Raw genomic sequence first — 21,000 nt, forward strand, 5'->3', positions numbered from 1 at the left:
GAGAAATTATCATGAGTAAATTAGCTAACGTATGGGTGTTCAGCGATAACGTAGAACGCTATGCAGAATTAATGGCCGGCGCACGCCTGTGGGGTGAACAGGTACACCTTATTGTACAAGGCAACGAACAGGCCAATCAGGTTAAACCTCTGGGTGCCGATAAGATTGTCGTGCTTGAAACAACGTCTGGTTTACAGCGTGTTGAAAATTTCGCCGAGACCATCGCCGCCCTGATACAAGAACATACCGGACTATTGCTGATGCCAGCGACTAAACGCGCTAAATCCCTTGGTGCGCGGTTAAGTATTCAGCTCAATGCAGCGATGGTAAATGACGCCACGTCGGTAACGCTTGATGATGGCTCACTGTTCGCAGAACACCGTATGTACGGTGGCCTGGCATTCGGCAAAGAAAAAATCAAAACAACTCAGGCAATTATCACCCTTGCCCCAGGCGTACTTGAACCGGTAGAGGCTAATGCTTCACATACCTGCCCTGTTGTCTCTGCACCTTACATCGCACCACACCATGAAATTATGTGCCAGGAACGTCGCGCCAAATCCGTGAGCAGCGTGGATCTCAGCAAAGCCAAACGTGTGGTGGGTGTGGGCCGCGGCCTGGTTGCGCAAAACGATCTGGAGATGGTGCACCAGTTGGCATCTGTACTGGGTGCAGAAGTGGGTTGTTCACGACCGATTGCCGAAGGCGAAAACTGGATGGAACGCGAACGCTACATCGGCGTTTCTGGCGTGTTACTGAAATCGGACCTTTACCTCACCCTCGGCATTTCAGGACAAATTCAGCATATGGTTGGCGGTAACGGCGCGAAAGTCATTGTTGCCATCAACAAAGATAAGAAAGCCCCTATTTTCAATTATGCCGATTACGGACTGGTCGGCGACATCTACAAAGTCGTTCCGGCTCTTATCGAGCATCTCAGCCGCTAACCCCCACATTTAACGCACATATCCCGCTGCCCTCGCAGCGGGAAGGGAGCATAAAGCATGTCAGATGAAAAATTTGATGCCATTGTGGTCGGTGCTGGCGTGGCGGGTACGGTTGCAGGCTACGTGATGGCTCAGGCCGGACTGGACGTACTGGTCATCGAGCGCGGTAACAGTGCTGGTAGTAAAAATATGACCGGCGGAAGACTCTATGCACATAGTCTTGAGCGCATCATGCCGGGGTTCGCGCAGGAAGCGCCGCTCGAGCGTAAAGTCACCCGCGAAAAAATCTCCTTTCTGACCGAAGAAAGCGCCGTCACTCTCGATTTCCATCGTGAAAAAGCTGACGCACCAACGCAGGATTCGTATACCGTTTTGCGCAACAGACTTGACCCATGGCTAATGGATAAGGCGGAACAAGCTGGCGTGCAGTTCATCCCCGGCGTGCGCGTCGATGCCCTGATCCGCGAAGGTAATAAGGTTACCGGAGTTCAGGCCGGTGACGATATCCTGGAAGCCAATATTGTCATCCTTGCCGATGGCGTCAACTCTATGCTGGGGCGTTCCCTGGGGATGGTTCCGCCCTCTTCTGCACATCACTATGCCGTTGGCGTAAAAGAGCTGATCGGCTTACCTCCAGCGGTCATTGCAGATCGCTTCAATCTTTCAGGTAATGAAGGCGCGGCCTGGCTGTTTGCAGGCTCACCGTCTGATGGGTTGATGGGAGGCGGATTTTTGTATACCAACCAGGACTCCATCTCTCTGGGTCTGGTGTGTGGTCTGGGGGATATTGCCCATGCCACAAAAAGCATTCCACAAATGCTGGAAGACTTTAAACAACATCCAACTATTCGGCCATTGATTGCCGGTGGAGAACTACTGGAATATTCCGCGCATATGGTGCCGGAAGGCGGTCTGGCAATGGTTCCAAAGTTGGTCGATGACGGTGTGATGATCGTGGGCGATGCCGCCGGTTTCTGTTTGAACCTGGGTTTCACGGTGCGAGGTATGGATTTGGCCATCGCTTCCGCAGAAGCCGCTGCCCAAACAGCTATTGCAGCAAAAGAACGCCAGGATTTCTCTGCCAGTAGCCTGATGGGCTACAAGCGCGCGCTCGAACAGGGCTGTGTGATGCGTGATTTACAGCATTTTCGCAAGATCCCGGCGTTAATGGAAAACCCACGGCTGTTCACTCAGTATCCGCGTATGGTGGCCGACATCATGAGCGATATGTTCACCGTTGACGGACGTCCAAATCAACCGGTTCGCAAGATGATTATGTCCCACGCAAAACAAATCGGGCTGATGAACTTACTGAAAGACGGTATCAAGGGGGCAACTGCACTATGAATCAGGACAATACCGTTAACGTTGACGTCAAACTGGGCGTCAATAAATTCAATGTCGATGAAGGCCACCCGCACATCATCCTGGCCGAACATCCAGACCTTAATGAATTTCGCAAGCTGCTGAAAGCCTGCCCCGCCGGGCTGTATAAGCAGGACGAGAGTGGAAACATTCATTTTGATTCTGCTGGTTGCCTGGAGTGCGGAACGTGTCGAGTACTGTGCGGCGACACAATCCTCGACCAATGGGAATATCCGGTCGGAACATTTGGCGTTGATTTTCGCTACGGCTAATGGATTTTGCCTGTAGTACACCGGATCGGCCACGCCGGCCATCCGGTCAGATGTATGCCGAAATCATCCTGGGAATAACTTCATGAGTATCACACTAACGTTTAACGCCGAACGCCGCGAAGTCTGGCGGCAACAGGGTTTATGGGGAGATGCTTCGCTTGGCGATTACTGGAACCAAACTGCCAGAGCCATGCCAGATAAAATCGCCGTGGTTGATAACCATGGCGCTTCATACACCTATGCCGCACTCGACAGCGCGGCCAGCAGTCTGGCAACCTGGTTTTTAGCCTGCGGTATTCAACCCGGCGATCGCATTGCCTTCCAGTTACCGGGCTGGTGCGAGTTTACGATTATCTACCTGGCCTGCCTGAAAACCGGGGCCGTTTCCGTACCGCTGCTGCCAGCGTGGCGTGAAGCCGAGCTGGTATGGGTGCTAAATAAGTGCAAAGCGAAGATTTTTTTCGCACCGACGCTGTTTAAACAGACCCGACCGGTCGATCTGATCCTCCCCTTACAAAACCAGTTGCCGCATCTGCAACAGATCGTTGCCGTGGATAAACTGGCTCCGGCAACTACCTCGCTGGCGCTCAGTCAACTGCTTTTAGCTCCGCCTTTAACCCAGACGACTAATGTTCACGCCGATGAACTGGCGGCGGTGTTGTTTACCTCCGGTACCGAGGGAATGCCAAAAGGCGTAATGCTGACCCACAACAACATCCTTGCCAGCGAGCGCGCCTACTGTGCCCGCCTCAATCTCACCTGGCAGGATGTGTTTTTGACGCCCGCACCACTGGGACACGCTACCGGTTTTCTGCATGGCGTTACTGCACCGTTTTTAATCGGCGCACGCAGCGTATTGTTAGATATTTTCACCCCAACCGCCTGTCTTGAACTGCTGGAGCAACAACGCTGTACCTGTGTGCTCGGCGCAACGCCCTTCGTCTACGACATGTTGTGTAGCATGGAAAAACGACCACGCGATCTCTCATCGCTACGCTTTTTCTTATGTGGGGGCACAACCATTCCACAGAAGATTGCCCGTGACTGCCAGCAGCTCGGCATAAAATTATTAAGCATTTATGGCTCGACAGAGAGTTCACCGCATGCGCTGGTCAATCTCGATGATTCGCTTTCTCGCATGATGAATACCGACGGATATGCTGCTGCAGGCGTCGAAATTAAAGTGGTCGACGAAGCACGCAATACGTTGCCCGCGGGGGTAGAAGGTGAAGAAGCTTCGCGTGGTCCCAATGTGTTTATGGGCTACCTCGATGAACCCGAACTCACCGCCCGCGCGCTGGATCAAGACGGCTGGTATTACAGCGGCGACTTATGCCGAATGGACGATGCGGGGTACATCAAAATCACCGGACGGAAAAAAGATATCATTGTCCGCGGTGGAGAAAACATCAGCAGCCGCGAAGTTGAGGATATTTTATTGCAGCATCCTCGCATTCACGATGCCTGTGTTGTCGCGATGCCGGACGAACGGTTAGGTGAAAGGTCGTGTGCTTACGTGGTTCTAAAACCTCCGCATCATTCGTTGTCGCTGGAATCAGTGGTGGCATTTTTTAGCCGCAAGCGGGTGGCAAAGTACAAATACCCTGAGCACATTGTGATCGTGGAGAAATTACCGCGCACGGCGTCAGGTAAAGTACAAAAATACCAGCTTCGTCAGGATATTATTCAGCGTTTGAGCGTGGAGAGTATTACAGGATAAAGCGCCGGATGGCGATGCTCACGCATCTTATCCGGCCTACGTTGAATAGGCCGGATAAGGCATGATATTACTTGTTCAGTTCAGCCAGACTCAGCCAGGTTTGTACGACGGTGTCCGGGTTCAGCGACAGACTGTCGATCCCCTCTTCCATCAGCCAGGCCGCGAAGTCTTCGTGGTCAGAAGGTCCCTGGCCGCAAATACCCACGTATTTACCCTGTTTCTTGGCAGCACGAATCGCCATCGACAGCAGCGCTTTCACCGCGTCGTTACGCTCATCAAACAGTTCAGAAACCACACCAGAGTCACGATCCAGACCCAGCGCCAGCTGCGTCATGTCGTTTGAGCCGATGGAGAAGCCGTCGAAGTACTCGAGGAACTGCTCGGCCAGCAAGGCGTTAGACGGGATCTCACACATCATGATGATCTTCAGTCCGTTCTCGCCGCGTTTCAGCCCCTGGCGTGCCAGCTCTTCCACCACCGCTTTCGCCTGGGCAACGGTACGTACAAACGGTACCATCACTTCAACGTTAGTCAGGCCCATGTCGTTACGGACACGTTTTACTGCGTCGCATTCCAGCGCGAAGCAGTCGCGGAAGCTGTCGGCAACATAACGGCCCGCCCCACGGAAGCCCAGCATCGGGTTCTCTTCATGCGGTTCATAACGCTCACCGCCGACCAGGTTGGCATATTCGTTGGACTTAAAGTCCGACATACGCACGATGACGCGTTTTGGATAAAACGCCGCACCCAGCGTCGCGATCCCTTCCGTCAGACGACCGACATAGAATTCACGCGGAGAATCGAAACCTTTCATCATGGCGCGGATTTCATTTTGCAGCTCAGGCGTCTGGTCATCGAACTCCAGCAGCGCACGCGGGTGTACGCCAATCATGCGGTTGATGATAAATTCCAGACGCGCCAGGCCGACGCCTTCGTTTGGCAGACAGGCGAAGTCGAAAGCCCGGTCCGGGTTACCGACGTTCATCATCACCTTCAACGGCAGATCCGGCATGGTCTCCACGCTGGAACTCTTCACGCTAAAGTCGAGCATGTCAGCGTAAACATAACCGGTATCGCCTTCGGCACAGGAGACAGTTACCTTCTCACCATCTTTCATGCGCTCGGTCGCATCGCCACAGCCCACCACGGCCGGGATCCCCAGTTCACGGGCAATGATTGCCGCGTGACAGGTACGACCGCCACGGTTAGTGACAATTGCTGCCGCTTTCTTCATGATCGGTTCCCAGTCCGGGTCGGTCATGTCGGTAACCAGTACGTCGCCTGGTTCGATGCGGTTCATTTCGCTGATGTCATGAATGACTTTGACCGGACCCGCGCCAATGCGGTGGCCGATGGCGCGACCTTCAGCAATAATTTTACCCTGAGCATGCAGCGTATAACGCTCCATCACCTGACCGCGAGAGCGCACGGTTTCCGGACGCGCCTGAACAATGAACAGCTTGCCGGTATGACCGTCTTTCGCCCATTCGATGTCCATTGGACGACCGTAGTGCTTCTCGATCTGCACCGCTTGCTTGGCCAGTTCCTGCACTTCTTCGTTAGTCAGGGAGAAAATGTCGCGTTGTTCCTGCGGGACATCTTCAATGGTCACCTGCTTACCGTGTTCCTGGGTCGGCGCGTAAATCATGCGGATTTTTTTCGATCCCATTGTGCGACGGACGATCGCCGGACGGTTAGCCGCCAGGGTCGGTTTGTGCACGTAGAATTCATCCGGGTTAACGGCGCCCTGCACGACCATTTCGCCCAAGCCCCAGGCGGACGTGATAAAGACAACCTGGTCGAAACCGGATTCGGTATCGATGGAGAACATTACGCCTGAGGACGCGAGGTCAGAACGCACCATCCGCTGAACGCCAGCAGAAAGTGCGACGCCACGGTGGTCATAGCCCTGGTGAACACGATAAGAGATCGCGCGGTCGTTAAACAGCGAGGCAAATACGTGTTTGATGGCAACCAGTACGGCATCAAATCCCTGGACGTTGAGGAAGGTTTCCTGCTGACCGGCAAATGACGCATCTGGCATATCTTCTGCGGTAGCGGAAGAACGCACGGCAAAAGAGGCATTGGCATCGTCCGCTGACAGCTGCGCGTAGGCATCGCGGACGGCATTTTCCAGCTCGGGCTGGAAAGGAGTGTCGATAATCCACTGGCGGATCTGTGCCCCGGCTTTCGCAAGCTCAGTGACATCGTCGATATCCGTTTTATCCAGCAGCTCATAAATGCGCTGGTTTACACCGCTCTGGTCCAGAAACTGGTTAAACGCATCGGCGGTCGTTGCAAAACCATTCGGTACGGAAACACCCATACCTGAAAGGTTAGTAATCATTTCACCCAGGGAGGCATTTTTGCCTCCAACTCTGTCTACATCATTCATGCCGAGTTGGTTATACCAAAGCACCAGCGGTGACGAGCCATTGTTGGACATCGAACAATCCTTATATATGAACGAGGTTAGGAAACTCAATTTTGCGTAATTATCTTGGCATATTTACTCCGGCGAAAAAAACGGTGAATCGTTCAAGCAACTTTATTTTTTATTTTTTCAGATTGTTTCCGCATTTGCGCAAACCCGCGAGCCACACGGGATCACCACAAAAATGACCGGTATAAACATTTGTTCCGAAAAATGAAATGCACTTTTCATTAAATATAAAAATACCGTTTCATTTTATAAAATAGATGCCGCAATATTCGCTTCTGGCGAATTTTAATTTATGCTTTCAGAGAATTATATCTGCCCCAGGATGAGCAAAATGGATAATGCTGTTGATCGTCACGTATTTTATATTTCTGATGGTACGGCCATCACCGCCGAGGTATTGGGTCACGCGGTGATGTCGCAATTTCCGGTCACGATCAGCAGCATTACGCTGCCGTTTGTGGAAAATGAGAGTCGTGCGCGCGCGGTTAAAGACCAGATTGACGCTATCTACCAACAAACTGGCGTGCGCCCTTTAGTGTTTTACTCCATCGTCCTGCCGGAAATTCGCTCGATCATTCTGCAAAGCGAAGGGTTTTGTCAGGATATCGTGCAGGCATTGGTTGCCCCACTGCAGCACGAGATGAAACTCGACCCTACGCCTATCGCCCACCGCACGCACGGTCTGAATCCTGGTAACCTCAACAAGTACGACGCGCGCATTGCTGCCATTGACTACACCCTCGCCCACGACGACGGTATTTCGTTGCGCAACCTCGATCAGGCGCAGGTGATCCTGCTCGGCGTTTCCCGTTGCGGCAAAACCCCGACCAGTTTGTATCTGGCCATGCAGTTTGGTATCCGCGCGGCCAACTACCCCTTTATTGCCGATGATATGGATAATCTGGTGCTGCCCACCTCCCTGAAGCCGTTGCAGCATAAGCTGTTCGGTCTGACTATCGACCCTGAGCGCCTGGCGGCCATCCGCGAAGAACGCCGTGAGAACAGCCGTTACGCCTCACTGCGTCAGTGCCGTATGGAAGTTGCTGAGGTGGAAGCGCTTTATCGGAAAAACCAGATCCCCTGGCTGAACAGTACCAATTACTCGGTAGAAGAGATTGCTACCAAGATCCTCGATATCATGGGACTGAATCGCCGCATGTACTAGAATGCTAGTGCATTGGTTCGATTTTTTGTTATTATGCTCGCCACCAGGCAGGATGAGTGTGATATTGTGATGTACATCACTTCCCGGTAGTCCTGCCGTTGAAGCAACAAATTTCTGAGACAAGTAATGAACAGAACCGATGAACTCCGTACTGCGCGTATTGACAACCTGGTCACTCCAGCAGAGCTTGCGCAACGGCATCCTGTTTCGTCCTCCGTCGCCCGTCATGTTACGGACTCCCGACGTCGGATAGAAAAAATTTTAAATGGTGAAGACCCCCGTTTACTGGTGATCGTAGGTCCCTGCTCGATTCACGATCTTGATGCCGCGATGGAATACGCGACACGGTTACAGGCGCTGCGCACTAAGCACCAGGCGCGTCTGGAAATCGTGATGCGTACCTATTTTGAAAAACCACGCACCGTCGTAGGCTGGAAAGGCCTGATTTCCGACCCGGATTTGAATGGCAGTTATCGTGTGAACCACGGTATTGAACTGGCGCGAAAACTGCTGTTGCAGGTCAACGAACTGGGCGTCCCCACGGCGACTGAATTCCTCGACATGGTGACCGGCCAGTTTATTGCTGATTTAATCAGTTGGGGAGCTATTGGCGCGCGCACCACCGAAAGTCAGATCCATCGTGAAATGGCCTCCGCGCTCTCCTGCCCGGTTGGCTTTAAGAACGGAACGGATGGCAACACGCGCATCGCCGTCGATGCGATTCGCGCCTCCCGCGCCAGTCACATGTTCCTCTCGCCGGATAAAACCGGCCAGATGACCATTTATCAGACCAGCGGTAACCCTTACGGGCATATCATCATGCGTGGCGGTAAAAAGCCGAATTATTATGCTGAAGATATTGCTGCCGCCTGCGATACCCTGCACGAATTTTCCCTGCCTGAGCATCTGGTGGTCGATTTTAGCCACGGTAATTGCCAGAAGCAGCATCGCCGTCAGTTGGACGTTTGTGATGATGTATGCCAGCAAATTCGCAATGGTTCGACGGCGATTGCCGGGATTATGGCGGAGAGTTTCCTGCGTGAAGGTACGCAAAAAATCGTTAGCGGCCAGCCGCTGGTTTACGGTCAGTCCATTACCGACCCGTGCCTGAACTGGGAAGATACTGAACTGTTGGTTGAAAAACTCGCCTCTGCGGTTGATAGCCGTTTTTAATGCTGTTCGCCGGGCAATATCAGCTTGCCCGGCGCTAATCCCTTGTTTTTCCCTTGCTTATTGCGCAAAAAACGTTCTCGTCACAATTATTTCACAAAAACGCTTGCCGCAAATTTGTAGTTTGATGATAATGATTATCATTGTTACATTGATTGTTATTTTTAAACACTATGTCACGTATGGATAACATAACGGCAACGCCCGCAAAAGACAAAACACCGCCTTTCGTCGCGCCAAACGAGCGACGAATTGACAGTAAAACCCTGCTTGGTAACGAAGGACGCGTGATCATAGAACATGATGGTCAGCACTACCTGCTGCGCCAGACACAAGCCGGAAAACTCATTCTGACTAAATAAACAACACATTTCGCCAGCCACCCAGGTCATACCCAGGCAGCCAGCGCTTTTCGATTTCCTAATGGAGAGTTGCTATGCCTTACCTGCACACCGCTTCCCTGCGCCCATCGCTGTTGGCGCTGGCGATTATCAGTAACCTGCCCGCCGTCGCCTGGGCGGCGGTCGAGGATATGACCGTTACCGCCACCGGCAATGCCCGTAGCGCCTTTGAAGCGCCAATGATGGTTAGCGTCATTGACGCCACCGCCCCAGAAAACCAAACCGCCAGCTCCGCTGCCGACCTGTTACGTAAGGTTCCAGGCCTGACCCTTGACGGTACGGGCCGTACCAACGGCCAGGACGTGAATCTGCGCGGCTATGATCGACGCGGAGTTCTGGTACTGGTTGACGGCGTTCGTCAGGGAACCGACACCGGACACCTGAACAGCACCTTCCTCGACCCGGCGCTTATCAAACGCATCGAAGTCGTGCGTGGCCCTTCCGCACTACTGTACGGTAGCGGCGCGCTAGGCGGCGTGATCGCCTATGACACTGCAGATGCCAAAGATCTACTGGAAGTCGGGCAAAACAGCGGTTATCGCGTGTTCGGTACCGCGGCGACCGGCGATCACAGTCTCGGCATGGGCGCCAGCACGTATGGCCGTACCGATACGCTGGACGGACTGCTTGCCTGGTCCAGCCGCGATCGCGGTGATTTACGCCAGAGTGACGGTACTACTGCGCCGAATGACGAAGCAATTAACAATATGCTGGCGAAAGGTAGCTGGAAAATTGACAGCGCCCAGACGCTGGCCGGTTCGCTGCGTTACTACAACAATGACGCCCGGGAACCTAAAAACCCGCAGACCAGCGCGGCAGATGCCAGCAATCCGATGACCAACCGTTCAACGATCCAGCGTGATGCGCAACTGACCTACTCGCTCGCTCCGGCGGACAATGACTGGCTGAACGCTGACGCCCGTATCTACTGGTCCGAAGCGCGCATTAATGCTCAGAACGCAGATAACACTGGCGAATTCCGCAAGCAAACCACCAAAGGCGGGAAGATCGACAACCGCAGCCGCCTGTTTACCGACTCTTTTGCATCTCACCTGTTGACCTACGGCGGTGAATACTATCGTCAGGAACAACAACCGGGAGGAGCAACAACTGGTTTCCCGGAGGCTAAGATCGATTTCAGCTCCGGCTGGCTCCAGGATGAAATCACCCTGCGCGACCTGCCGGTTACGCTGCTGGGCGGTACCCGTTATGACTCTTATCGCGGCAGCAGCGACGGTTATGAAGATGTCGATGCCGATAAATGGTCGTCCCGCGCCGGATTAACGGTTGCGCCAACTGACTGGCTGATGCTGTTCGGTTCATACGCTCAGGCTTTCCGTGCCCCGACTATGGGCGAGATGTATAACGATGCGAAACACTTCTCGATTGGTCGTTTTTACACCAACTACTGGGTACCAAACCCTAACCTGCGCCCGGAAACCAACGAAACACAGGAATACGGATTTGGCCTGCGCTTTGACGATCTGCTGATGGCGAGCGACGCGCTCGAATTTAAAGCCAGCTATTTCGACACCAAAGCGAAAGATTACATCTCCACCAGCGTCGATTTCGCCGCTGCGACAACCATGTCCTATAACGTACCCAACGCCAAAATCTGGGGCTGGGATGTGATGGCGAAATATTCCACCGATCTGTTCAGCCTCGACATGGCCTATAACCGCACACGCGGAAAAGATACTGACACCGGCGAATACATTTCCAGCATTAACCCGGACACCGTCACCAGCAAACTGAATGTGCCAGTTGCGCACAGCGGTTTCTCTGTCGGCTGGATAGGGACATTTGCTGACCGTTCAACGCATATCAGCAGCACCTACGCTAAACAGCCCGGCTATGCGGTAAACGATTTCTACGTCAGCTATCAGGGCCAACAAGCGCTGAAAGGCATGACCACCACGCTGGTACTGGGCAACGCCTTCGACAAAGAGTACTGGTCGCCGCAAGGCATTCCGCAGGATGGTCGTAATGGCGAAATTTTCGTGAGTTATCAGTGGTAATCACTTTTCCCCGGTTCGCCGGGGCCGCAATCTGGAAGGAAGAGACAATGAATCATTACACACGCTGGCTGGAACTGAAGAAAGAAAATCCTGGCAAATACGCACGTGATATTGCGGGGTTGATGAATATTAGCGAAGCCGAACTGACCTTTGCACGCGTCGGTCACGATGCCTGGCGCTTACGTGGCGAAGTGCGTGAAATTCTCAGCGCACTGGAAGCAGTTGGCGAAACCAAATGTATTTGCCGCAATGAATACGCAGTACATGAGCAGGTGGGTGCTTTTACCAATCAGCACCTCAACGGTCATGCCGGACTGGTTCTCAATCCGCGCGCCCTCGATCTGCGTCTGTTCCTGAATCAGTGGGCCAGCACCTTTCATATCAGCGAAACAACCGCCCATGGTGAGCGTCAGAGCATTCAGTTCTTCGACCATCAGGGAGATGCGCTGCTGAAGGTCTATACCACGCAAAATACCCTCGTTGAGGAATGGGCAGCGTTGCTGACCCGTTTCATCTTTGCAGAAAACCCGCCGCTGGCACTGCAACCCGCCAACAATTCCGCGCCTGCCGCCGTCACGGTCGATGCGCAGACCGTTGATCAAGAGTGGCGAGCGATGACCGATGTCCACCAGTTCTTCGGTCTGCTGAAACGCCATGAACTCACCCGCCAACAGGCGTTTAATCTGGTGGGCGACGATCTGGCCTGTAAGGTTTCTAATAGTGCACTGGCGCAGTTACTCGACACCGCGCGTCAGGATGGCAACGAAATTATGGTTTTTGTGGGTAATCGCGGCTGTGTACAGATTTTTACCGGCGTGATTGAAAAACTGGTACCGATGAAAGGCTGGCTAAACATCTTCAACCCAACCTTTACCCTACATCTGCTGGAAGAGAGCGTGGCTGAAACGTGGGTGACGCGCAAACCGACCGCCGATGGTCACGTCACCAGTCTGGAACTGTTTGCTGCCGACGGTACGCAAATCGCACAACTGTATGGTCAACGTACGGAAGGCGAGCCGGAACAGACGCAATGGCGCACACAGATTGACGCGCTAACGCCGAAAGGACTGGCTGCATGAAAAAACTGCTGGCCCTGATCGTGCTGCTGCCCTTCGCCGCACTGGCTGCGCCCGAGGAACGAGTTGTTGCCCTCGGTGGCGATGTCACCGAGATCGTATACGCACTGGGAGCACAACCCTCCCTTGTGGCGAGAGACAGCACCAGCCAATGGCCTGCTGCGGCAACCGCGTTACCTGATGTTGGTTATTTGCGCCAGCTCAACGCCGAAGGGATCCTTGCCACACGCCCTACGCTGGTCCTTGCCAGCGCGCAGGCGCAGCCTTCTCTGGTGTTAAAACAGCTCGAGCAGAGCAACGTCAGGGTTGTCACGATCCCAGCAAGCAACGATCTTAACGCGATTGATGAAAAAGTTCGGGTTATCGCCGAGGCTACTCATCGGGAGGCCGACGGCGAAACGCTGCGCGCAACGTTACGTCAGGAACTGGCGACGCTCCCGTCATCTGAACTTAATAAACGTGTGCTGTTTATTCTCAATCATGGCGGGATGACCGCGATGGCGGCGGGCCAGCAAACCGGAGCCGATGCGGCGATTCGTGCCGCAGGTCTACGCAACGCGATGCAGGGCGTTAATCGCTATCAGCCGCTGTCACAAGAAGGCGTCATTGCCAGCCAGCCCGATCTGGTAGTGATTTCACAAGAAGGTGTTAAGGCGATGGGTGGCGAGGCAAATCTGTGGGCGCTACCGGGACTTGCGCAAACACCTGCCGGAAGGAATAAACAGGTATTGCAGGTTGACGATATGGCGCTGTTGGGCTTCAGCGTTCGCACGCCACAGGCTATTTTGCAGCTTCGTGCTAAAGCGGAGCAATTGCCCTGATGTCCCGGCGGATCACCTGTTCATTGTGGATGTTGGCATTGATGCTGGTTGTAATGACGGTTCTGGCTACCGGTTTTGGCGCGTTGCGCCTGCCGGTAAGTCTGCTCTGGCGTGATGGCGATGAGGCACTGCGTCAAATCTGGCTCACGATTCGTCTGCCCCGCGTCCTGCTGGCGCTGGTGATTGGCGGCTCTCTGGCGCTCGCGGGCTGCGTGATGCAGGGGCTGTTTCGCAATCCACTTGCAGACCCTGGATTACTGGGAATAAGCAGCGGCGCCGCCTGCGCTGTGGCCCTGTGGGTGGTGCTGCCTGTCTCCTTGCCCGCGCTGCTGATGTTGTATGCTCCAATGCTGGCCGCTTTTTTCGGCGCGCTGGCGGCAACCGTAGTGATTTTTATCCTTAGCCAACAGCGCGACGGTTCACTCTCACGCCTGCTGCTGGTCGGCATTGCCATTAACGCGCTCTGTGGGGCGGCGGTTGGCGTTTTGTCGTGGGTCAGTAATGATGCGCAACTGCGCCAGCTGTCGCTATGGGGAATGGGAAGTCTGGGGGCCGCGCAGTGGTCCACACTGTTGGCTGTCACTTCACTGACAATCCCGACAGTGCTGATCATCTGGCGACTTGCTCCGGCGCTGAATCTTCTGCAACTGGGTGAGGAAGAGGCGCATTATCTCGGCGTTGATGTGCGTACAATCCAGCGTATTTTGCTGCTTTGTAGCGCACTACTGGTTGCCTCAGCCGTGGCGGTAAGCGGCGTGATTGGCTTTATCGGGTTGGTCATCCCACATTTAATACGTATGTGGCTCGGCTCAGACCATCGGGCCGTTATTCCGGGTTCCGTGCTGGCGGGCGCATTTTTATTGCTGATTGCCGACACACTAGCCCGTACGGCGGTTGCGCCTGCGGAGATGCCGGTCGGTCTGTTGACCAGTCTTCTCGGCGCACCGTGGTTTTTATGGCTTATTTTTCGTCAGCGAGGACCGCATGGCTGAACATTTCATCGCTGAAGGGCTTCACTATCACGTAGCTGGCAGAGCGGTAATTGACAATGTATCACTCGCCCTTACAAAAGGTGAACTGGTGGCGCTCATCGGCCCAAACGGTGCGGGGAAATCCACTCTGCTACGCTTGCTGACCGGTTTTCTGAAACCGGCTACCGGGCGCTGCGTGCTGGCGGGCAAACCGCTGGAGGAGTGGCCTACCCAGACGCTGTCACGACACCGGGCGGTGATGCGTCAGCAAACACAGTTGGGGTTTGACTGGCCGGTAGAGGCCGTCATCTCAATGGGTCGCGCGCCCTGGACCCAACGACCGGAACCTGGGCTTATTGCACAGGTAATGGAGATGACCGGATGTACGCCTCTGGCAGGCCGGCAATACGCCGCGCTTTCCGGCGGCGAGCAACAGCGAGTGCAGTTAGCCCGTGCGCTGGCGCAACTCTGGTGCGACGGTGCGCCTCGCGGTTGGTTATTCCTTGATGAACCGACCTCCGCGCTGGATCTTTACCACCAGCAGCATCTGTTGCGCATGCTAAAAACGCTAACCGCTTCGGGTGAGCTGCATGTGTGCATTGTGCTTCACGATCTGAACCTCGCCGCACTGTGGGCAGACAGAATAGTGCTGCTGCACAACGGCAGGCTGGTGTCGCAGGGAACACCGGAAACTGTGTTACAGGCCGATGATCTGAAGCGCTGGTACGGTGCTCAGGTACACGTTGGCCAGCATCCGGCCAACGCCTCCCCACAGGTATTTCTGGCCCCTTAGCTTGAACAACTCACTTCCAGCCGTTTGCCCCAGTCAGGTGGACGGCTGGCATAGTCATCATCACGATCGGCAAACGGGGTACGCAACGCCTGGTGCAACCGGTGCAGTTCGGCATAATCCCCCTGCTCTGCCTGGCTAATCGCCCGTTGCGCCAGCCAGTTACGTAATACCATCGCCGGATTTGCCGCCTTCATCTGTGTTTGTCTGACTGCATCGGCAATATTGTCTTGCTGAAGGCGCGAGCGATACCGCGTGAACCAGTCGTCAAATGTTGCGCGGTCGATAAACTCATCGCGCAACGGAGATTGCGCACTGTGCTGCTCCGTTTCGCTGAGCATGCGAAACGTTCGCGTATAGTCGCTTCTTTCTCGCGCCATCAGGCTAAACAGTTCGCTAAGCAGTTCGTTATCGTCTTTCTGCTCGCTAAAGAAGCCGAGCTTTTGCCGCATCCGCTGACCATAGCGAGTTAACAGCGCCAGCTGGTAACTGTCCAGCGCATCATTTAGCGCCTCGACCGGGATAAACGGCGACAGGGTTTGCGCCAGACGTTGCAGGTTCCACAACGCGGCAGCCGGTTGGTTATCGAAACTGTATCGCCCCTGGTTGTCAGAGTGGTTGCAGATATAATCAGGCACGTAATCATCAAGAAAACCGAATGGACCGTAATCCATCGTCAGACCCAGAATCGACATGTTGTCCGTGTTCATAACACCATGTGCAAATCCTACCGCCTGCCAGTCAGCGATTAACGTCGCAGTACGCGTGACAACATCGTTAAACCACAGCTGATACTTATCGGCTTCTTCCTGCCATTGCGGCCAGTAATGGCGAATCGCAAAGTCAGCCAACTCGCGCACTTTTTCCGGCTCTCGGCGATAGTAAAAATGCTCAAAATGGCCAAACCGCATATGGCTTTGCGCCACGCGAATGAGCATCGCCCCTGCTTCGACCGTTTCGCGATAAACCGGCGTGTCACTGGTGACAATCGACAATGCCCGCGTGGTCGGTATTCCCAGGTAGTACATCGCTTCACTGGCCAGGCTTTCACGAATGGTCGAGCGCAGCACGGCACGCCCATCACCCATGCGGGAATACGGTGTGAGTCCGGCGCCTTTCAGGTGCCAGTCAAACGTTGAACCATCCGCGAGCTGTTGTTCGCCCAGCAGGATCCCTCGTCCGTCGCCAAGCTGACCAGCCCAGACGCCGAACTGATGCCCACTATAAACCTGGGCTAAAGGCGACATCCCGGGAAGCAACGATTCGCCGCCCCAAACGCCTGCACCAGTCGGAATATCAAATAGCGCCGCAGGAATTGCTAATTGCTCCGCCAGCGCATCGTTATGCCAGATAAGGCGCGCGTTTTTCAGAGGGGTGGGTGAAAGCGCGGTATAGGTTGCTGGTAGTTCATCACGCCAGCGAGTGGTAAAAGACAGGGTCATAGGGCCTCCTGCCTCTAGTGTAGACTGTTAATAGGCTGTTAAACACCAGCAAATAAAAGGGTTATATCTTAGCGAGCGAAATTATCTGCGCAGGAGGCACCGCAGGCCACAATCCTCCCTGCATGGCACTAAATCCCACAGGCAAGACGCGCTCCAGCATCTCTTGTGTATCAATTCCGCTAATGATTATTGACTCACAGCTGGGCGATAGTTGCGCCAGAATAGCCCGCATAAACGGTTCAAACGAAATATGTGCAATCCTTTGTTGAACAAAGTTTTTATCCAGCACGACGCGTTTGAACAGGCCGTCAAAAATTGCCCGGGTTGATATACCGCCAGAACCATAGTTTGTCAGGACTAATGGAAATCGCGCAGCAAGTGCGGCCAATATTGGATTATCTTTACCTTTGTTTAACTCCGGATAGCTTTCATTAATAGTCAGCTCCAGAAATGAAAATCGTTCAACTTGTGAAGCAAATTCAGTATCTGATAATAAAGTATTAGCAACTGCTGGCGTTAAATTAATCCAGGCGGATACTTTTCGCTGAATAAAAAAATGTTGGCACGTTTCGATTAATTCTAGTTTTTCTACAAATAAACGACATTGTTCGTCGTCTGACATCCGAGGTAGGACCAGCTCGGTGGGTATACGCACATCCCCATGCGCACTGGCGAAACTGGTGATGATATCGACGAATTCAAGATCGCCTTTTTCGCTTCTCGCAGGAAGAAAAGAGAACTCAGAATGGTAAAGATTATCCAGTGAAACAATCATCGTGCCAGCCCCGCTGCATGGGTGTTATCCGGCATCCTGTAGCAAAGGATGGAGAAATACGTTACTGCTGATGCAAGTAGAGGCCCTTTCATTTTTCCCTTTTTAGCCGGTAAATCGAATCCTTTTTTTTAGCTTATCCTGATTATAAGCGAATATCCAGCTTTGCACTTTTTAATATCTCGGAATAAATCATATTTTTAGCAAGATACGCTCTTAATGTTCAGGGGTATTGTCTAACCAAAAGCAGAAATAAAAGTTAACTTTCAAATGGTGATGTTGAGGCTGCGCACTCGATGGCAGCCTCGGAGTTGCGGGGGATTAAATACGTCGCGCCTGCCAAAAGTTTTTACGCCAGTAAACGTTATCCAGAGACGAGCGCATCACGCCACGGCTGGTTGAAGCATGAATAAATTGATTATTGGTATCGTAAATACCAACATGCAGACCGCTTTCCCCAGACCCGGTTTTAAAGAAAACCAGATCGCCGGGCAGCAAATCGTCTTTATCAATTTCGGTACCAATCTTTGATTGCGTACGCGTATCGCGCGGAAGTTGCAGGTCGAATTTATCGCGCATCGTCATCAAAACAAATCCAGAACAATCCACCCCACTACGACTCATACCGCCATAACGATAGGGTGTGCCATGCCAGGTTTGTAGCTGATCATTAAGACCGGCGATAACGGCAATAGAATCCGACAAGCGGGCATTTGGCGCAGGCGCACGATGGCTGCTGCAGCCCGCCAAAAACAATGCTGTGATGAAAAGGAGCCAAAAGCGCATTCAGTACGAATCCTCTGAATTTTATTTTTATGCCAATTTAGCGTGGAAATTATATGATTTTCAAGAACCCATTTCACTTAAGTGGTTGATATGAGCATTCTGTGCCCTTCAATATCCAAACGTCGGAAGTTGACGCCATAGGCCGCAGACAGATTGGCCGGCGTCAGTACCGCATCTCGTGAACCACTGGCAAGCAGTTTCCCGCGTTTGAGTAGCCAGGCTTTATGCGCATGGCGTAAGGTGTGATTAAGGTCGTGGCTACTCATCACAATCGCTATGCCCTGCAAACACAGCTGACTCAACAAGCGGTCCAGTGCGTTTTGTTGCGCGACATCCAGACTGTTCATCGGCTCATCCAGCAGTAAAAGCTGACCTAATGGATTCGCTTGTGGGCAAATCTGCAGGATAACCGCAGCCAGGCGCACACGCTGCCACTCACCGCCGGAAAGTTGGTTCACGCCGCGCCCCAGTTTATCTCCCAGGCCGAGCGCATCGGCGATCTCCTGTAACAGATCGGTGCGTGCTTTGTCGGGTTGATGCAGCGTCAGAAAATGCCAGACCGGCATGGCAAACGGCGGATTTTGCTGTTGCGCAAGATAGGCGCGATATTGCGCCAGCCTGGCGGCCGGCCATTCCTCCAACGGCATATCACCAAAAGTGATACTGCCCTCTCCGTTTGTCAGACCCGCCATACGCGCCAACAGCGTACTTTTTCCGGCACCGTTTGGTCCCACTAAATGCAAGATCTCTCCTGCTTTTATCTCACCAGAAAGCGGGCCGAGACGGGTCGATTCCGCGACGTCCTGTAGCTGCATCAATCGAGACATTAGTTTGCCAGCGCCTGCTTGATGGTTTGCACCAGGATGGGATCCTCAGGCGTCATATCCGGTGAGAATCGTTGCAGCACTTTTCCATCGCGACCCACTAAAAACTTCTCGAAATTCCACAGGATATCGTCCGGGTAGAGCGGCGCACGACCTTTGCTCGCCATTCGCTCGTAGAACCCACTATCCGCAGGCGCAACGGCCGTTGGCGCGGCATCAATCAGCTTCTGATACAGCGGATGGCGTCCCTCGCCGTTGACGTCAATTTTGCTGAACATCGGGAAAGTTACGCCCCATGTGGTGCTGCAGTACGTTTTTATTTCCTCTTCGCTGCCCGGCTCCTGGCCCAGAAACTGATTGCAAGGGAAACCAAGAACGCTGAAGCCCTGTTGGTGCCAGGCTTTCTGCAGATTTTCCAGTTGCTCGTACTGCGGCGTCAGTCCACATTTTGAAGCAACGTTGACGATTAACAGCACATTCCCGGAATACGGCTGCAGTGAGGTAACCTCGCCGTCGATGGTCGTCACTTCTGTATCGAGGATAGTGTTTTGCATAGCATCTCCAGAACAACAGGTGGATTTTCAGTTTTTAATCATAGACCGAACCAACGCGTTCTAGCGCGCGGCTTTTAACAATAGCCAGATAAATACCGGTGCACCCATGGTGGCCGTTACCACGCCGATAGGTAACTCAGCCGAGGCCAGCACCAAACGCGCGACAACATCAGCAAACAATAATGCGATTGCGCCAGCCAACGCACAACCTGGCAGTAAAACACGGTGATCGGTGAGGCCGCACAGTCGCAAAATATGCGGGATCACAAGCCCAATAAAACCAATCGCCCCTGCCAGAGCCACGCTCACGCCAACCATCCAGCCTGTGGCAACCACCAGCAGGTTGCGCCAGAACCATAATGGCAGTCCTAGCTGACGCGCAGAAGTTTCTCCTAACGCCAGCATATTCATCGGCTGCGACTGACAGCAGATCCACACCAGCACCGGAATCAACGCCACCATGAGCCAGGCCTGATGCCAGTCTACGCCACCGAAGCCCCCCATCATCCAGTACATCAGCTGACGTAAATCAAACGAGGTAGAGAAGTAGATAGCCCATGTCATCAGCGCGCTACAGATAATCCCCAGCGCCACCCCCGCCAGCAGCAGGCGGCTGGTAGACAGATGTCGACGGGCGAAACGTAGCAGAATAAGCGTGATAATCAGCGCTCCGGCAATGGCGCAAAGGCCCAACGCCCAGCCAGGGAGTTGCCCCTGCCCCAGCAACACCGCCGCGATAAGCCCGACTCCCGCGCCGTTAGATACGCCCAGTAATCCAGGCTCTGCGAGCGGGTTTTCAAACAGAGCTTGCATTACTGCGCCAGATAAGGCCAATGCAGCGCCTACCAGCAAAACGGCAAGGGTACGGGGAAGTCGAATTTGCCAGACGAACAGATCGCCGCGGGCGCTGAACCAGTCGCCGGGAGCGATCCATTGTTCTCCTGCGCACAAGCTTAGAATCGTTGCCAGTAGCATAAGTACTGACAGTGACAGTATCCAGCGTACGTTTCGACGCTGCTGTTGATGGGCGAAAGTCAGCATGTTTTCCATTCTGCTGAAAAGAGATGGAGGTGATTCTACGGTGCTGATTCGGTAGTGAAAAGGAAAAAGGCCGCATAGCGGCCTTTTTAGTTATACGCGTCATACTCTGCGTATCGTTAAATCACTCTTCTTTGGGCGTTGCGTTTTCAACCCGGCTTTTTAACTTCTGTCCGGGTCTGAAGGTCACCACGCGCCGTGCTGTAATGGGAATATCTTCGCCCGTTTTCGGGTTACGGCCCGGACGTTGATTCTTATCACGCAGATCGAAGTTACCAAAACCAGAGAGTTTTACCTGCTCACCATTTTCCAGAGCACGACGGATCTCTTCGAAAAACAGCTCGACCAGTTCTTTGGCATCCCGCTTGCTAAGCCCAAGCTTATCAAACAGATATTCTGACATTTCAGCTTTTGTAAGCGCCATA

General features: G+C 53.5%; 20 protein-coding genes. 12 read left to right on the forward strand and 8 right to left on the reverse strand.

Translation table 11 applies throughout. The annotated features are described in order from the left end of the window. The first annotated feature begins 11 nt into the window (after positions 1-11). The 4 genes from SK38_RS07220 (at position 12) to fadK (ending at position 4,304) form a co-directional block, all read left to right on the forward strand. The gene (locus tag SK38_RS07220; protein WP_048235499.1) at positions 12-947 is read left to right on the forward strand and encodes an electron transfer flavoprotein subunit alpha; all 936 of its coding nucleotides are present in this window, start codon (positions 12-14) and stop codon (positions 945-947) included. Between the two features lie 57 nt (positions 948-1,004). Beyond that, positions 1,005-2,294 carry an FAD-dependent oxidoreductase gene (locus SK38_RS07225; protein WP_048226734.1) on the forward strand — a complete coding sequence of 430 codons (1,290 nt, stop codon included), beginning with the start codon at positions 1,005-1,007 and terminating at the stop codon, positions 2,292-2,294. Next, a complete protein-coding gene (locus SK38_RS07230; RefSeq protein ID WP_003832609.1) occupies positions 2,291-2,584 on the forward strand; it encodes a ferredoxin family protein in 294 nt (97 codons plus the stop codon). The genes SK38_RS07225 and SK38_RS07230 overlap by 4 nt, the downstream gene beginning before the upstream one ends. 82 nt (positions 2,585-2,666) lie before the next feature. After that, complete coding sequence (fadK, locus tag SK38_RS07235; RefSeq protein ID WP_048235500.1) at positions 2,667-4,304, forward strand: medium-chain fatty-acid--CoA ligase; 1,638 nt, start codon at positions 2,667-2,669, stop codon at positions 4,302-4,304. Positions 4,305-4,371: 67 nt separating this feature from the next. On the opposite strand, the gene ppsA is transcribed toward fadK, so the two are convergent. Continuing rightward, positions 4,372-6,750: a phosphoenolpyruvate synthase gene (gene ppsA / locus SK38_RS07240; RefSeq protein WP_003832604.1), complete on the reverse strand. Its 2,379-nt coding sequence runs from the start codon at positions 6,748-6,750 to the stop codon at positions 4,372-4,374. A gap of 328 nt (positions 6,751-7,078) precedes the next feature. Between ppsA and ppsR the strand changes: the two genes are divergently transcribed. The 8 genes from ppsR to SK38_RS07280 all read left to right on the forward strand — a co-directional run bounded on the left by ppsR (position 7,079) and on the right by SK38_RS07280 (position 15,162). Further along, positions 7,079-7,912, forward strand: a complete 834-nt coding sequence (gene ppsR, locus SK38_RS07245) for a posphoenolpyruvate synthetase regulatory kinase/phosphorylase PpsR (protein WP_003832602.1) — start codon at positions 7,079-7,081, stop codon at positions 7,910-7,912. A gap of 126 nt (positions 7,913-8,038) precedes the next feature. Then, positions 8,039-9,085, forward strand: coding sequence for a 3-deoxy-7-phosphoheptulonate synthase AroH (gene aroH, locus SK38_RS07250; RefSeq protein ID WP_003030555.1), 1,047 nt, complete (start codon positions 8,039-8,041; stop codon positions 9,083-9,085). A 170-nt stretch (positions 9,086-9,255) separates the two neighbouring features. Continuing rightward, complete coding sequence (gene hemP, locus SK38_RS07255; protein WP_008784587.1) at positions 9,256-9,444, forward strand: hemin uptake protein HemP; 189 nt, start codon at positions 9,256-9,258, stop codon at positions 9,442-9,444. 74 nt (positions 9,445-9,518) lie between these two features. Beyond that, positions 9,519-11,501, forward strand: coding sequence for a TonB-dependent hemoglobin/transferrin/lactoferrin family receptor (locus SK38_RS07260; protein ID WP_048235501.1), 1,983 nt, complete (start codon positions 9,519-9,521; stop codon positions 11,499-11,501). 47 nt (positions 11,502-11,548) lie between these two features. Beyond that, positions 11,549-12,580, forward strand: coding sequence for a hematinate-forming heme oxygenase ChuS (chuS, locus tag SK38_RS07265; RefSeq protein ID WP_048226740.1), 1,032 nt, complete (start codon positions 11,549-11,551; stop codon positions 12,578-12,580). Next, on the forward strand, positions 12,577-13,398 hold the full coding sequence (locus tag SK38_RS07270) for a heme/hemin ABC transporter substrate-binding protein (RefSeq protein ID WP_048235502.1): 822 nt from the start codon (positions 12,577-12,579) through the stop codon (positions 13,396-13,398). The genes chuS and SK38_RS07270 overlap by 4 nt, the downstream gene beginning before the upstream one ends. Next, positions 13,398-14,390 (forward strand): FecCD family ABC transporter permease, encoded by a 993-nt coding sequence (locus SK38_RS07275; protein WP_003832595.1) that lies wholly within the window; start codon positions 13,398-13,400, stop codon positions 14,388-14,390. The genes SK38_RS07270 and SK38_RS07275 overlap by 1 nt, the downstream gene beginning before the upstream one ends. Then, complete coding sequence (locus SK38_RS07280; RefSeq protein WP_048235503.1) at positions 14,383-15,162, forward strand: heme ABC transporter ATP-binding protein; 780 nt, start codon at positions 14,383-14,385, stop codon at positions 15,160-15,162. The genes SK38_RS07275 and SK38_RS07280 overlap by 8 nt, the downstream gene beginning before the upstream one ends. Here the strand turns inward: SK38_RS07280 and selO are convergent. From selO to ihfA, 7 genes are all read right to left on the reverse strand, one after another. Continuing rightward, positions 15,159-16,601 carry a protein adenylyltransferase SelO gene (gene selO / locus SK38_RS07285; protein ID WP_048235504.1) on the reverse strand — a complete coding sequence of 481 codons (1,443 nt, stop codon included), beginning with the start codon at positions 16,599-16,601 and terminating at the stop codon, positions 15,159-15,161. The two genes, SK38_RS07280 and selO, sit on opposite strands and share 4 nt — an antisense overlap. 61 nt (positions 16,602-16,662) lie before the next feature. Further along, positions 16,663-17,376, reverse strand: coding sequence for an EAL domain-containing protein (locus SK38_RS07290; protein ID WP_048235505.1), 714 nt, complete (start codon positions 17,374-17,376; stop codon positions 16,663-16,665). A gap of 318 nt (positions 17,377-17,694) precedes the next feature. After that, the gene (locus tag SK38_RS07295; RefSeq protein WP_003832591.1) at positions 17,695-18,159 is read right to left on the reverse strand and encodes an NlpC/P60 family protein; all 465 of its coding nucleotides are present in this window, start codon (positions 18,157-18,159) and stop codon (positions 17,695-17,697) included. 77 nt (positions 18,160-18,236) lie between these two features. Further along, on the reverse strand, positions 18,237-18,986 hold the full coding sequence (gene btuD, locus SK38_RS07300; RefSeq protein WP_008784579.1) for a vitamin B12 ABC transporter ATP-binding protein BtuD: 750 nt from the start codon (positions 18,984-18,986) through the stop codon (positions 18,237-18,239). After that, positions 18,986-19,537 (reverse strand): glutathione peroxidase, encoded by a 552-nt coding sequence (locus tag SK38_RS07305; protein WP_003832585.1) that lies wholly within the window; start codon positions 19,535-19,537, stop codon positions 18,986-18,988. The genes btuD and SK38_RS07305 overlap by 1 nt, the downstream gene beginning before the upstream one ends. Before the next feature lie 60 nt (positions 19,538-19,597). Continuing rightward, on the reverse strand, positions 19,598-20,578 hold the full coding sequence (gene btuC, locus SK38_RS07310) for a vitamin B12 ABC transporter permease BtuC (protein WP_003832584.1): 981 nt from the start codon (positions 20,576-20,578) through the stop codon (positions 19,598-19,600). A gap of 121 nt (positions 20,579-20,699) precedes the next feature. Continuing rightward, positions 20,700-20,999 (reverse strand): integration host factor subunit alpha, encoded by a 300-nt coding sequence (gene ihfA / locus SK38_RS07315; protein ID WP_003030571.1) that lies wholly within the window; start codon positions 20,997-20,999, stop codon positions 20,700-20,702. Position 21,000: the final 1 nt, after the last annotated feature.

It is taken from the genome of Citrobacter sp. MGH110 (assembly GCF_001037515.1).
In the GTDB taxonomy this organism is placed as follows: Bacteria; Pseudomonadota; Gammaproteobacteria; order Enterobacterales; family Enterobacteriaceae; genus Citrobacter; species Citrobacter portucalensis.